The 14,198-nt window shown below is 69.4% G+C and carries 10 protein-coding genes and 2 pseudogenes; 6 read left to right on the top strand and 6 right to left on the bottom strand.

The features are described from left to right. Window positions 1-243 precede the first annotated feature (243 nt). Window positions 244-1,425 carry an ROK family protein gene (locus ACFW6B_RS15420; protein ID WP_386596017.1) on the bottom strand — a complete coding sequence of 394 codons (1,182 nt, stop codon included), beginning with the start codon at window positions 1,423-1,425 and terminating at the stop codon, window positions 244-246. Between the two features lie 295 nt (window positions 1,426-1,720). Beyond that, window positions 1,721-4,114, bottom strand: a complete 2,394-nt coding sequence (locus ACFW6B_RS15415) for a ricin-type beta-trefoil lectin domain protein (protein ID WP_386596015.1) — start codon at window positions 4,112-4,114, stop codon at window positions 1,721-1,723. A gap of 490 nt (window positions 4,115-4,604) precedes the next feature. Between ACFW6B_RS15415 and ACFW6B_RS15410 the strand changes: the two genes are divergently transcribed. The 4 genes from ACFW6B_RS15410 to ACFW6B_RS15395 all read left to right on the top strand — a co-directional run bounded on the left by ACFW6B_RS15410 (window position 4,605) and on the right by ACFW6B_RS15395 (window position 10,790). Then, the gene (locus tag ACFW6B_RS15410; protein ID WP_386596012.1) at window positions 4,605-7,454 is read left to right on the top strand and encodes a PQQ-dependent sugar dehydrogenase; all 2,850 of its coding nucleotides are present in this window, start codon (window positions 4,605-4,607) and stop codon (window positions 7,452-7,454) included. A 93-nt stretch (window positions 7,455-7,547) separates the two neighbouring features. Continuing rightward, window positions 7,548-9,293: a ThuA domain-containing protein gene (locus ACFW6B_RS15405; protein WP_386596009.1), complete on the top strand. Its 1,746-nt coding sequence runs from the start codon at window positions 7,548-7,550 to the stop codon at window positions 9,291-9,293. Between the two features lie 156 nt (window positions 9,294-9,449). Then, entirely contained in the window at window positions 9,450-10,283 is an 834-nt protein-coding gene (locus ACFW6B_RS15400; protein ID WP_386596007.1) for a hypothetical protein, read from the top strand. A 66-nt stretch (window positions 10,284-10,349) separates the two neighbouring features. Beyond that, the gene (locus tag ACFW6B_RS15395) at window positions 10,350-10,790 is read left to right on the top strand and encodes a VOC family protein (RefSeq protein WP_386596006.1); all 441 of its coding nucleotides are present in this window, start codon (window positions 10,350-10,352) and stop codon (window positions 10,788-10,790) included. A 14-nt stretch (window positions 10,791-10,804) separates the two neighbouring features. Here the strand turns inward: ACFW6B_RS15395 and ACFW6B_RS15390 are convergent. Beyond that, window positions 10,805-10,981, bottom strand: a pseudogene (locus ACFW6B_RS15390) (IS5/IS1182 family transposase); the annotation flags it as partial. Window positions 10,982-11,076: 95 nt separating this feature from the next. On the opposite strand from ACFW6B_RS15390, the gene ACFW6B_RS15385 reads away from it, so the two are divergent. Next, on the top strand, window positions 11,077-11,514 hold the full coding sequence (locus tag ACFW6B_RS15385) for a hypothetical protein (protein ID WP_386596005.1): 438 nt from the start codon (window positions 11,077-11,079) through the stop codon (window positions 11,512-11,514). A 207-nt stretch (window positions 11,515-11,721) separates the two neighbouring features. Here the strand turns inward: ACFW6B_RS15385 and ACFW6B_RS15380 are convergent, their stop codons facing one another. From ACFW6B_RS15380 to ACFW6B_RS15370, 3 genes are all read right to left on the bottom strand, one after another. Beyond that, window positions 11,722-12,483, bottom strand: a complete 762-nt coding sequence (locus tag ACFW6B_RS15380; protein ID WP_386596252.1) for an IS5 family transposase — start codon at window positions 12,481-12,483, stop codon at window positions 11,722-11,724. A 56-nt stretch (window positions 12,484-12,539) separates the two neighbouring features. Continuing rightward, the gene (locus ACFW6B_RS15375; RefSeq protein WP_386596003.1) at window positions 12,540-13,013 is read right to left on the bottom strand and encodes a hypothetical protein; all 474 of its coding nucleotides are present in this window, start codon (window positions 13,011-13,013) and stop codon (window positions 12,540-12,542) included. Between the two features lie 89 nt (window positions 13,014-13,102). Next, complete coding sequence (locus ACFW6B_RS15370; protein WP_386596250.1) at window positions 13,103-13,543, bottom strand: flavin reductase; 441 nt, start codon at window positions 13,541-13,543, stop codon at window positions 13,103-13,105. On the opposite strand from ACFW6B_RS15370, the pseudogene ACFW6B_RS15365 reads away from it, so the two are divergent. Then, window positions 13,436-13,861, top strand: a pseudogene (locus ACFW6B_RS15365) (winged helix-turn-helix domain-containing protein); the annotation flags it as partial. The gene ACFW6B_RS15370 and the pseudogene ACFW6B_RS15365 overlap by 108 nt on opposite strands. Window positions 13,862-14,198: the final 337 nt, after the last annotated feature.

Below are 14,198 nucleotides of genomic sequence, written 5' to 3'. Positions count from 1 at the left end.
TACGGGTGGTACGGCGGTACGGGACGCGCGTGCGGCAGGGTCGTACGGGTGTGCCTGGTGCTCGGCACCTCACGGTGCTTGCGTGCTGGACACCTCACGGTGCCTATGTGCTCGGCACGGTGCGGGGCTCACGTGCTCGGCGCCTCGCGGTGCCGACGTACCGGACACCTCGCGGTGCCGGCGTGTTGGGTGTCAGGCACCTCGCGGTGCCGACCGGCTCGGATCAGGCCGGCGAGAACAGGGTCAGGCCGGTGAGAACAGGTGGTCGCTGATGAGCCGGGCCGCGCCGATCACACCGGCGGTGGAGCCGAGTTCGCCCAGGACGATGGGCAGGTTCCTGGTCGCGAGCGGGAGGGAGCGCCGGTACACCTGGGTCCGCACGCTCGCCAGCAGCGTGTGTCCGAGTCCCGTCACCCCGCCTCCGATCACGACCATGCCGGGGTTGAAGAAGCTCACGAGGCCGGCGATGACCTGGCCGACCCGGTCACCGCCCGCCCTGATCAGTTCCAGGGCCGTGGCGTCCCCCGCCGCGGCGGCCGCGGAGACGTCCGCCGCGGTCAGCGTGCCGACGGCCTCCAGCCGGGCGGCGAGGGCGACCGAGCGTCCCTCGCGCGCCGCGTCCTCGGCGTCGCGGGCGAGCGCGGCGCCGCCGAAGTGTGCCTCCAGACATCCCCTGTTGCCGCAGCCGCAGGCCCGGCCCTCCGGATCGATCTGGATGTGCCCGATGTCGCCGGCGCTCCCCGTCGTGCCGCGGTGGACCTCTCCGCCGACGACGATGCCGCAGCCGATGCCGGTGCCGATCTTGACGTACAGGAAGTCGCCCACGGACCGGGCGACGCCCGCGTGCTGCTCCCCCATGGCCATCAGGTTCGCGTCGTTGTCGACCATCACGGGGCATCCCAGGTCCTGGCTGAGTGCCTCCCGGACGGGGAAACCGTCCCATCCGGGCATGATCGGCGGAGCCACCGGGACGCCTTCGGGGAAGCGGACGGGGCCCGGTACGCCGATGCCGGCGCCGTCCAGTCCGTCCGTCAGCCCCGACGCCTTGAGCTTGCCGACCATCGACAGGACCTGCTCGAAGACCGCGACGGGGCCTTCCCGCACGTCCATGGAGTGGTTGAGGTGTCCCAGGACCTCCAGTTCGGCGTTGGTCACCGCGACGTCGATCGAGGTAGCGCCGATGTCGACGCCGAGGAAGCGCAGTTCGGGCGCGAGGCGGATGTTGTGCGAGCGGCGTCCGCCCCGGGAGGCGGCGAGACCGTCCGCGACGACGAGGCCGGTCTCCAGGAGCCGGTCCACCTCGACCGCGAGCTTGGAACGGGAGAGGTCGATCCGGTCGCCCAGCTGGGCACGCGAGTGGGGACCGCCGTCGCGCAGCAGCCGGAGCAGCCGCGTCTGGTGTGCGTTCGCGGGGCGAGCCGTCATGCGCCTCACGTGCCTCCCCCTTCCCTGTCGTCCGGGCCGGGCCGTCCGGGCACTCGTCCCGGTCCGGTCCGAAGGACGGGGTCCGCGTTCGCCCCCGGTGCGGGGATTCTCCGCGTCACCCGTTCACTTCCGAGTGGAACGTAGCAGCGCTCCGCCCGGTGGGGAAGAACTTGCGCACAGATACGGTTCGACTTTTTCCTCATCAAGGACAAAGACGGGGTGGGGACCGGGAGTTCCCGGTCCCCACCCCTCACTTACGGTGCGGCCGCGTACGTACGACCGGGCCGGGCCCGTGTCAGGGCAGGGTCCATTTCTGGGCGCCGGTGTTGTTGCAGGTCCACAGCTGGACCTTCGTGCCGTCCGCGGTGCCGCCGCCCGAGACGTCCAGGCACTTGCCGAGCGCCTTCACCGTGCCGTCGGCGGCCACCGTCCACTTCTGGGCGCCGGTGCCGTTGCACGTCCACAACTGGACCTTCGTACCGTCCGCCGTACCGGAGTTGTCGACGTCCAGGCACTTGTTCAGCGCCTTCACCGTGCCGTCGGCGGCCACCGTCCACCTCTGGGCGCCGGTGCCGTTGCACGTCCACAACTGGACCTTCGTACCGTCCGCGGTACCGGCGTTGTCGACGTCCAGGCACTTCCCGCCGACCCCCTTCACCTCACCCGTTCCGGGAGTTCCCCCGGGCACCTGGTTGAGCGTGTACCACGCCTCCGTGCTCCACAGGGACTCGCCGGTGGACGAGCTGAAGGGGCGGGGCGAGCGGACGTGGACCACCCGGTCGGCCTTGAGACCGGGGATGGCCAGGGTGACCGTCCTGCGGTCGGCCGAGAGGGAGGCCGACTGCGCGGTGAGTGTTTCCTCACCGATCTTGGGGCCGCCGTAGTCCGCGGTCGGCGTGTAACCCCACTGCTTGATCTTGTAGTGCTTGACCAGGTCGGTGGCCGTCTCCGTCGAGAGCGGCTGGGTGTACTCCAGGGAGAAGCCGCCCGGTACGGCGCGCATGGCGCGGATGTCGAAGGCGTTGGAGCCGTTCGGCGTCAACTTCTGCAGCCCGTACTTGAGTTTGCCCTCCTGGCCCCAGTTTCCGTCCGCGCCCAGCCCGCCCGCGTACAGCGCGCCGTCGGGACCGACGCTGATCCGGGTCACGCCCGCCTCCAGGCCCTGGGTGAGCCGGAAGACCGCGCCCTGGTACTCGCCGCCGACCTTCTCCAGGAAGCCGCGCTGGATTCCGCCGTACGTCACGTCGCCGAACAGCATCTGCCCGGCGAACGGGCCCTCCGTCAACTGGAGGGGAGTGCTGGGCGAGTTGGCGATCTCGTTCTGGGGCAGCCAGAGCACCGGCTTGGTGACCGGGTTGGAGTCGAACGGTCCGGCCGGGTTGGTGCGGTGGTTGAAGAACCGGCCCTGCTTGACGTGGAGCAGTTTCGACGAGGGCAGCCAGCCGCCCTGGTTGTCGGTGACGAAGATGTCGCCTTCGGGGCCCCACCCGATGCCGTTGGGGGTGCGCAGCCCTCCGGCGACGTAGGAGACCTCTCCGGTCTGCCTGTTCACCTTGATGGTGGTCCCGCGGTTCGCCGCCGGCTGCGGGTTCGTGGTCGCCCCGCCGTAGTTGATGGAGACCGACAGGTTCAGGTAGAAGAACCCGTCCTTGTAGAGCAGGCCGAAGGCGAACTCGTGGAAGTTGCCGCCGAAGGGCCAGGTCGCGACCCGCCGGTACTGGTCGGTGACCTCGTCACCGTTGGTGTCGTTCAGTTCGGTCAGTTCGTGTTTCTGCGAGACGTAGAGCTTGCCGTCGACGTACTTGATCCCCATGGGTTCCTTCAGGCCCGAGGCGATCTTCTTCGTCGTGACCCTGCCGGGGCCGGTGTCGCCCGTGACGTTGGACAGCAGGTAGACCTCTCCCGCCGTGTTGTCGCTGCCGCCCCAGGTGGTCACGGCCAGGCGGCCGTCCGGCAGCCAGTCCATCGCGGAGACCTGCGGCTGGAAACCGCTGGGTCTGAGGTCGGTGAGGGTGTAGTTGGGGTGCACCCCGGTCAACGGCAGGCCGTCACCGGGGGAATCCGCGCCGGTCTCGCACTCCTTGCGGCCCGGCGCGGTCACGCGGACGACGCCGGCGTCCGTGCTCAGGGCCGAGTTCGGCACGACCGTGAAGCCGGTGGCGCCCGGCGGCTTCCACGACAACGTTATCTGCTGGCCTCCGTCACGCTCGAAGTGCTCGATGCGCAGCGCGTGGGGGCCCGCCGTCAGGTCCACGGTCGCGTCCTTGGGGTCCGGACCGTGCAGTCCGTCGTGGTCGATCACCACCTGGTCGTCGATCAGGAGACGGGAACCGTCGTCGCTGGTGAGACGGAGGGTGTAGCCGCCCGTCTGCGGGACGGTGAGATTGCCGATGACGTGGGTGACGAAGTTGCTCTCCAGGCCGAAGTCGTCGACGGAGGACCAGTCGATCACCGGCTTCAGCTTGTCGATGTTGGGGGTCTGCCCCGGCTTCAGCGTGCAGATGCCGCTCATCGGGGCCTGGATGTCGAAGACACGGAGCGTGACGCCTGGCTCCTGCGGGGGCAGCTCCGCGGACCCGGATGCCTCCGCGGGGGCCGGCGTCGCCGACAGACCGAGGGTGAGGAGCGAGACGACGAGTGCTCCGGCCAGGCGTCTGACCGGCTGGCGGGGGTACAGCCGTGGATACACGTGACCTCCTGACGACCCCTCGGATCCGAGGGGCCCGATCGGGTAAGTGGGGGTACCACTGCCGGGGCGCGCCGTCGCCCCGGACACGGAGGTGCCACGGGCGGGAGTTCCCAACGGGTCCGCACCGTCGCGTCGGACACAGTAGGGACTTCTCCCATCACCGTCCATGCTTTGTCCTGAATACAGTCAAAGCTCCTGCCACTTGGCCGCGCGGTCGATCAACTCCGCCCGGTAAAGGGCCTGTTGGCCACAACCCGCCGGTCGGACGATCCGCCCGGCCGAACGCGGCGAGCACTTTGTCCCGATCATGGAGAAAGTTGCGAGAACATGCGCGCACCGGGTTACCGAGTTCGACAAAGCCCGCTAACTTCCTTGAAACCAACCGGTCACGGAACCGCGGACCGGCCCCCACGGCGTGACGGCGCGCGCCGGCGAGCACCCCCGGCAGACCGACGAAGCTGCCGCCACCCCCACACGTCGGGAGACCTCCGTGCGCACGAGAAGGCTCAGACATCAACGTGTCCGCTTACTGATCACCGCCGTGGTGTGCACCGCCGGCTTCCTGCTGCCCGTGTCCCCGGCCGGCGCCGCGCCCGCGCGCCACGACGGCGGGGCCCGCGCATCGGCCGCACCGGAGTTCCAGCAGGTCACGCTCGCCAAGGGCGTGGCCGAGACGGGCGAACCCATGACGCTGGCGGTGCTCCCCGACCGCTCCGTCCTGCACACGTCGCGCGACGGCACGCTCCGGCTGACGAACGCCGCGGGAACCACCACCGTGGCGGGCAGGCTCGACGTGTACAGCCACGACGAGGAGGGTCTGCAGGGCGTGGCGGCGGACCCGGCCTTCTCGTCCAACCGGCAGGTCTACCTCTACTACGCCCCCAGGCTCGGCACTCCGGCCGGAGACGCGCCCGCGAGCGGCACGGCCGCCGACTTCGCCCCGTTCGACGGGGTCAACCGGCTGTCCAGATTCGTCCTGAGGACCGACGGCACCCTCGACCTCGGCAGCGAGAAGAAGATCCTCGACGTACCGGCCTCCCGCGGCCTGTGCTGTCACGTCGGCGGCGACATCGACTTCGACGCGGCCGGCAACCTGTACCTGTCGACCGGCGACGACACCAACCCGTTCGCCTCGGACAGTTACTCCCCCCTCGACGAGCGCCCCTCCCGCAACCCCGCCTACGACGCGCAGCGTTCCGCGGGGAACACCGACGACCTGCGCGGCAAGGTCCTGCGGATCAAGGTCGCCGCCGACGGCTCGTACACGGTGCCGAGCGGCAACCTCTTCCCGCCCGGCACCGCGAGGACCCGTCCCGAGATCTACGCGATGGGCTTCCGCAACCCCTTCCGGATGAGCGTCGACAGGGCCACGGGAGTCGTCCACCTCGGCGACTACGGCCCCGACGCCGGCAGCGCCAGTCCCACGCGCGGCCCCGCCGGTCAGGTGGAGTTCAACCGGATCACCAGGGCGGGCAACTACGGCTGGCCGTACTGCACAGGGAACAACGACGCCTACGTCGACTACGACTTCGCCACGGGCACCTCGGGCTCCGCGTTCAACTGCGCCGCTCCCAGGAACACTTCTCCGAACAACACCGGTCTCACCGACCTGCCGCCCGCCCAGCCCGCCTGGATCCCCTACGACGGCGGATCCGTACCGGAGTTCGGCAACGGCTCGGAGTCCCCGATGGGCGGCCCGGTCTACCGTTACGACGCGGCCTCCACCTCCGAGGTGAAGTTCCCGCAGTCCTACGACGGCGACTACTTCGCCGGCGAGTTCGGCCGCCGCTGGATCAAGCGCGTCGAGTCCGCCGCCGACGGCACCGTCCAGTCCATCAACGCGTTCCCCTGGAGCGGCACCCAGGTGATGGACATGGCCTTCGGCCCGGACGGTGCCCTGTACGTCCTCGACTACGGCACCGGGTACTTCAACGGCGACGAGAACTCCGCCCTGTACCGGATCGAGCACGTCACGGGCGGTCTCGCCCCCATCGCCCAGGCCGGTGCGAACGTCACCTCCGGCAAGGCGCCGCTGACCGTCTCGTTCTCGTCGGCGGGCAGCTCCGACCCCGACGGCGACGCCCTCAGCCATGCCTGGACCTTCGGCGACGGCGGCACCTCCACGGCCGCCGCCCCCTCCCACACGTACACCGCCGACGGCCAGTACACGGCCACGCTCGAGGTCACCGACACCACCGGAAAATCGGCGACCGCCTCGGTGCGGATCACGGTCGGGAACACGGCGCCCACGGTCAGGCTGGACCTGCCCGCAGACGGGAGCATCCACGACTTCGGCGCGGCGATCCCGTTCAAGGTGACGGTGACCGACCCCGAGGACGGCACGATCGACTGCTCCAGGGTGAAGGTCACCTTCGTCGTCGGGCACGACAGCCACGGCCACCCGCAGACCTCGGCCACCGGCTGCACGGGCACCCTGCAGACCCTGGCGGACGGGGAGCACGACCCCAACGCCAACGTCTTCGGCGTCGTCGACGCCGAGTACACCGACAAGGGCGCGGGCGGCCAGCCCGCCCTCACCGCGCACGACCAGCACGTCACCCAGCCCAGCCACCGCCAGGCGGAGCACTACGGCGATTCGTCGGGGGTCCAGATCGTCACCCACACGCCCGCGCACGGCGGAAGGACCGTCGGCCACATCGAGAACGGCGACTGGATCGCCTTTGGGCCGTACGCCCTGCAGAACGCGGACCGCTTCACCGCCCGGGTCTCCTCGGCGGGAGCGGGCGGCACGATCGAGGTGCGTGCCGGCTCGCCGACCGGCACCCTGCTCGGCACGGTCGCCGTACCGGTCACCGGCGACTGGGAGACCTTCCAGGACGTGACCACCGCGCTCACCGGCCGGCCGGCCGGTTCCACCACCCTCCACCTCGTCTTCAAGGGTGGCAGCGGTTCGCTGTTCGACGTGGACGAGTTCTCCTTCACGACCTCCGGCGGCACCCGTTCGGGTGAGGTGAAGGGGGTGGGCGGCAAGTGCCTGGACGTCGACAACTCCGGTACGGCGGACGGTACGAAGGTCCAGCTGTGGACGTGCAACGGCACCGGCGCCCAGAAGTGGACGGTGGCCGCCGACGGCACGGTGAAGGCGCTCGGCAAGTGCCTGGACGTCTCGGGCGGCGGCACCGCGGACGGCACCAAGGTCCAGCTGTGGACCTGCAACAACACCGGCGCCCAGAAGTGGGCGGCCCAGACCGACGGCACCGTGCGCAACCCGCAGTCCGGCAAGTGCCTGGACGCCTCCGGGAGCGTCTGGAACGACGGCACCGCCGTCCACCTGTGGACCTGTCACACCGGCCCCAACCAGAAATGGACCCTTCCGTAGGCCTTCCGCAGATCTCCTGCAGACCTTCCGCAAACCTTCCGCAGTCTTTCCGTAGACCCTCCGCAGACCTTCCGTAGAAAGGAGGCGATCGTCATGCGTACCCCTCTCACAACGGTTCTCGGCCTGCTCGCCGGCGCCGCGCTCGCTCTGGCCCCGCAGGCCTCGGCGCTGCCCTCGACGGCGAGCCCTTCCGTCGCCGTGGAAGCGCGCACGGCGGCCGATCCCGCGTACAAGGTCCTCGTCTTCTCCAAGACGGCCGGTTTCCGGCACTCCTCGATCGACGAGGGCGTCGCGGCCCTGCGTGACCTGGGCGCGGCGAACAACTTCACCGTCGACGCCACCGAGGACGCGCAGGCCTTCACCGCCGGCAACCTCGGCCAGTACGGGGCGGTCGTCTTCCTGTCGACGACCGGTGACGTGCTGGACGCCGCCCAGCAGACCGCGTTCGAACAGTACGTCCAGGGCGGCGGCGGGTACGTCGGCGTGCACGCGGCCGCCGACACCGAGTACGACTGGCCCTTCTACGAGGGCCTGGCCGGAGCCCTCTTCCACTCGCACCCGGCCGTCCAGTCCGCCACCGTCAAGGTGGAGGACCGGGCGCACGACGCCACCGCCCACCTGGGCGGCACCTGGCAGCGCACGGACGAGTGGTACAACTACCGCACCAACCCGCGGACCACCGCCCACGTCCTGGCCTCGCTGGACGAGTCCAGCTACTCGGGCGGGAACATGTCCGGCGACCACCCGGTCGCCTGGTGCAAGGACTACCAGGGCGGCCGGGCCTTCTACACCGGAGGCGGCCACACCGACGAGTCGTACGCCGAACCCGCCTTCCGCCGGCACCTGCTCGGCGGGATCCGCTGGGCCGCCGGCGTGACCGACGCCGACTGCCGTCCGGAGACCGGGTACACCTCCCTGTTCGACGGCTCCTCCACCACCGGGTGGAAGCAGGCGGGTCCCGGCAGCTTCTCCCTCGCCGACGGCACCCTCACCTCCCAGGGCGGGATGGGCATGCTGTGGTACTCCGCCAAGGAGTTCACCGGCGACTACTCCCTCAAGCTCGACTGGAGGATGGCCGGGGACGACAACTCCGGTGTCTTCCTGGGCTTCCCGGCCTCCGACGACCCGTGGTCCGCGGTGAACAACGGCTACGAGATCCAGATCGACGCCACCGACTCGGCCGACCGCACCACCGGCGCCGTCTACGGCTTCCGGTCCGCCGACATCGCGGCGCGCGACGCCGCGCTGAACCCGCCGGGCGAGTGGAACACGTACGAACTCCGGGTCACCGGTGAGCGGCTGGAGATCTTCCTCAACGGCCGCAGGATCAACGACTTCACCAACACCGACCCGGTACGGAGCCTGCGCCAGGGACACATCGGCCTCCAGAACCACGGGGACGGCGACGACGTCTCCTTCCGCAACATCCGGATCAAGCAGAACGGAGACCAGCCCGAGCCCCGTTCGGGTGAGGTGAAGGCACTCGGCAAGTGTCTGGACGTCGACAACTCCGGTACGGCGGACGGTACGAAGGTCCAGCTGTGGACGTGCAACGGCACCGGCGCCCAGAAGTGGACGGTGGCTGCCGACGGCACGGTGAAGGCGCTCGGCAAGTGCCTGGACGTCTCGGGCGGCGGCACCGCGGACGGCACGAAGGTCCAGCTGTGGACCTGCAACGGCACCGGCGCCCAGAAGTGGGCGGCCCAGACCGACGGCACCGTGCGCAACCCGCAGTCCGGCAAGTGCCTGGACGTCTCGGGCGGCGCTACGGCGGACGGCACGAAGGTCCAGCTGTGGACGTGCAACGGCACCGGCGCCCAGAAATGGACCCTGCCCTGATCCGGTTCACCCCGCGGGCACGGAGATCATGCGGGCACCCGCGGTCCGCCCGTACCGCCTGATCGGGCTCCCCGTCACGTGAAGTCCTGTTGCAGACAACCGAGTTGCCAGTGCCGCGGCCGGCCTTCGCCTGCCGTGGCACTAGCATCTCCTCACATGACGAGGCGAAGATGGCGGCTGGGTGCCGTGGCGGTGCTGGCGGCGGTCTGCGCCTCCGCTCCCGGGCAGCCGAAGATCGTCCGCACGGCGTCGGACCTCGGTCCCCTCCCGGCCGACCGCTACACCTACATGCCGCAGGACTACCGACTATCGCAGCGGGCTTCGGCGTCACTGGTCCGGGAGTGCATGGCGGAGCACGGACACCCAGGCTTCCCGCTCGACCCCCGTTACCCCGGCGACCCCGTCTTCGCCGTCGCGGTCAGCACCGACTACGGCGCCCTGGACCTCGCCGCCGCCCGCCGCTGGGGCTACGGCTGGGACCCGGCGACCTCGGTGAATCCCCGGCCGAAGGGCCGCCGGATGACCGTCGCCGAGTACGCGGACCTCCCCGCCTGCAACGCCGAGGCGAACCGGCGGCTGATGCGCGGCATCGACCTCAAGAGGGACTGGCTCTACGCGAGCACCCGGGCGATCGAGATCGACAAGGCGGTCAAGCGCGACCCGCGCCTCCGCGCCGCCTGGGACACATGGTCCCGCTGCGTGGCGGAACAGGGATTCCCGCGCTATCCCGATCCCGTCGCGGCGTACACGGACACCGCCTGGCAGCGCAACGGTGACGGCAACACCCGGCACACGCGGCGGGAGCGGGCCACCGCCGTCGCGGACGTCACCTGCAAGCGCCGCCACCGCACGGCCGAACTCTGGCACGCCGTACGGGCGCGGAAGCAGTCCGCCGACATCACACGGCACCACGACCGCTACGCCGCCGGCCTGCGGGCACTGCGGAAGTACCGGGCCACCGTCACCGAGGTGCTGCAAGGACGCGGCTAGGGCGCGTATCAAAAGTGATTGCGACCTGCTTGTTGCCGGAAGCTGATCAGCGGCATGATCTTGGCCATGTCTGAGCTGCCCTCTCGCCTCTCCGTAGTGACCCTCGGCACCCGTGACCTGCCAAGGTTGCGCCGGTTCTACCGCGGTCTGGGATGGGAGGAGATCCCCTCCAGCGATGATGACTGGGCGGGTTTCCTGCTCGGTGGTGTGCTGTTGGCGCTGTACCCCGTGGATGAGCTGGCTGCCGAGGCGGCGACCGCCATCCCGTCTCCCGCTGTGTGGTCAGGGATCACGCTCGCCTGCAATGTGGACAGCCGTCAGCAAGTGGATGCCGCCTTCGTGGCCGCGGTGGCGGCGGGTGCCATCGCGGTTGCCGATCCGGTGGACCGTCCTTGGGGCGGCCGGTCGGCGTATATCGCCGATCCTGAAGGCAATCGCTGGGAGATCGCCTGGGCATCCAGCGCGAGGTTCGATTCCCGTGGCGCGTTGACCGGTTTCGGCAGCTGAGCGTCCCTATCTCGTCACAGCCACTCGTTGATGGCCGCCATGAGGACGGTTGCCTCGTAGCGGACCGCGAGCTTGTCGTACCTCGTCGCCACGGCCCGGTGTCTCTTGAGGCGGTTGATGCCGCACTCGACCGCGTGCCGAGCCTTGTAGTCCTGCGGGTCGAACTTCGGCGGCCGGCCACCGCGGGAGCCAAGCTTTGACGAGCTCGTTAGGGCCTGTCCGGGCGATCATGGTTCAAGATGCACTGCCGTGGGTGACTGTCTGAGCAATCCCATAATCTGCGCTCATGACCGCCGCTGAGTCCGAAGCCATCTCGAGTGCGCCCCTTGAGGAGCACCTCGCCATGATTGACGAACTGCTCACCCAGCCCTTCCCGGAGAAAGAGTTCCGCGATGACACCGGCTACGGCGGCCCGGAGTACCGGGTGCGTGTCCTGCGGGCCAGTCAGCAGTTCTGGGACGACCATGACGGGCAGGCATGGGTCGAGGCCGAGGCCGAACTACGGGCCTGCCTCGACGCCCTGGCCGTAACGCTCACGACCCGCTTGGGCAATCCGCTCGTCGTGGACCTCTGGCCGTATCTGAGTACCTGCATCAGTGTGCGGGCGTGGCCACTTCGGGATCGCGATCGTTGGCTCGCACTCGGCCACGGCCAGGACGACAAGGAAACGCCATGGGAACTGCTCGCCGCGGTGGGCCGGCCTTCTGCGGTCGACCCGGAGTAGCCCGTCCGATCATGTGGCTGGTCGTGCACGGTGTCGTTGGCCGGGCATGGGACGGGGAGATCTGACGGCTGCCGAGTGGGAACAGCTGCGGCCGTTCCTGTCGGTCAGCAACGGTCGGTGTGACCGGTGGCAAAATCACCGGCAGGTGATCGACGGGATTCTGCACCGGGTGCGGACCGGAGAAACGCTTAGAACTTGTCCGGTTGGTCATGTCCGGAGCCAGATGGTGAGAGCTGCTGTGGTCACGGTTCCGAGCAAGACATAGCCGCGCTTGTCGTAACGAGTCGCCACAACCCGGTGCTGCTTCAGTCGGTTGATGGACCGTTCCACGGTGGTGCGTTTCTTGTGCCGCTCTTCGTGGAAGCCGGGTGGCCGGCCGCCGCGTGAGCCTTTGCGTAGGCGGGCGGCCTGGCTGTCGGTCTTCTCCGGGATGGTGTGCCGGACGCCCCGACGCCGCAGATGCTCACGACAGGGTCGATTGCTATAGGCCTTGTCGGCAGCGACGCTGTCGGGCTTTTTGCGGGGCCTGCTCGGCCCGGGTTTCGGGACTCGGATCTTCTCCAGTACCGGCTTGAACTGGGTGCATTCAGCCCGCTGACCGGGTGTGACGATCAGGGACAGCGGGCGACAGCGGCCGTCCGCGCTCAGGCGGAGCTTGGTGGTGAACCCGCCCCGCGAGCGACCCAGGTCCTCACCTCCAGCACCACCTCCATCAGGCGGGCGACGAGGCTCTGCCACGGCGTTTCGCCCTGGTGTGTCCGGTTCGACCCCTTTGGAGTTGAGGGCTGATGGCGGTTCGGTGCGGGCGCCGGCCGCGTGCTGGTGGGCGCGGACGATGATGGAATCGACCGAGACATCCCCGTCGATCACCTGCCGATGGTCCCGCCACCTGCCACAACGCCTGTTACTGACAGGCAGGAACGGCCGCAGCCGTTCCCACTCCGCATCACTCAGAGCACCCCGCCCCATGACAGGAAGAGCGATCCGAACACACATCGGTCGCAAGATCGCAAGAACCTTGATTCCTACTCCACGACGAACGGTGCATATCCAACCGGGACCTCGCTCACCTGAAGGTCAGAGAAGAGCAAGGTCAGGTTGTGCGCGTTGGTCTCAATGCGCACCTCGTGGAAGTCGATCCCGAGGGTCTTCGACCAGCGTCGGGTCACCTCCGACTCGGGGAGGAGCTTCGCTCCCGGATAAAGGCAGTGCCACTTCACTCCCCAGACGTATCCGTCGAGGTCAACCCCGGTTTCGTGGTCGATGAGCCGGTCGTCCAAAGACACCCGCCAGGTCTCCCTCGGCACTGACGTCTCGCACCGCGCCTCAACGCAGTACCTGAAGAGATAGCGCAGATGGGACGGCGTGATGCCGGTACGGGGATCAGCCGTCGCGTAGACGATGACCTCGTAGTCACGCATGTAGTTGGTGTATCCATGGTGCACGACAGCGTGATCGAAGGTCTCGTCCAGCATCTGTTCAAGTACGGCGGTATCCATGCCGCCCTTCTACCTCACTCAACAAGACCTTCGGCAACGAGATTCGCGGGTGCCGGGCGCCGTTACCTCAGAGATCGCCGGGACAAGTCCTAGTCGGCCGGGCCCAAGCCCGCTCGGCCCGTGGGTGTCTCCGAGGTGAAACAGTGGCCGAGTTCGGGGGCGAGGCCCTGGTAGTGGCGGAAGTTGAAGATGAGCGGGCTCCAGCGGGTGGGGGCGACGTGCTGGGTGCCGGGCACGACGATGCGCCGGTCGGCGTGGACGCGTACGACCGCGCACTCCACGATCAGGAAGTGACCTTCCGCGTCCGGTGAACCACGCCGGACCCCGGCCTCCAGCTGGAGCGGGCACTCGGCGACGCGCGGAGCGCGTACCGTCTCGGACGGTACGGCCGTGAGACCGGCGGCGGCGAACTTGTCGGGCTCGTGGCGGTAGCCCCGCGCCCGCATGGCGGCGGGCACGGGGACCGCTCCGGTGAGCGGGGCGAGCCGCTCCACCGCGCGCCACAGGCCGGGCGAGGAGAGTACCGAAATAGAGAATGCTCGGGTTCATCGCGATGTGCGAGGGCGCGTGTGTCGCTGTCGTCATGGGCTCGAACCCTAGGGTCCGTAACCTTCGTCGGCGGCCGAACCGTCACCGGGCGAGACTGTGCGGATGACCGGCTTCGACGAAACCCGTGCGGACGCCCCGACCTCGCCGGGTTCGCGGGGCTGCCGGCGGACCGTACCCGCGCGACGTTCTGTCTGGCGTTGCTCGACGGCCGCGCCTGGACCGCGTCGGAGCCGGCACGCGCCGCGGGCGTCGCACGGTCCACGGCCGGCGCGCACCTCGACCGGCTGGTGCGGGGCGGCATCCTGGCCGAGGAGCGGCGGGGGCGGAACCGGCTGCTGCGGCCGGCGACCGCGGACACCGCCGAGATGATCGAGAACCTGGCCGCCCGGGCTCCGTCCCGACCGGCCCCGGTGCGCTCGCTGACCGACTCCAACCGCCGCCCCCCTGGCGCACGCCCGTGTCTGTTACGACCACCTCGCGGGCGCGCCGGCCGTGGCGATCACCGACTCGATGACCGGACTCGGGCTGCTGGCCTGGGACTACGGACCGGCCCTCACAGAGGCGGGCCGGGACCGGCTGCGCGAGCTCGGCGTCGCCGACGACCGCCCGAACGACTCCTCGCGCCCCATGTCCGTA

Source organism: Streptomyces sp. NPDC058751, from assembly GCF_042746485.1.
Classification (GTDB): Bacteria; Actinomycetota; Actinomycetes; order Streptomycetales; family Streptomycetaceae; genus Streptomyces.
The sequence above is the reverse complement of the archived record's forward strand: the minus strand, read 5'-3'. Positions and strand labels throughout refer to the sequence as shown.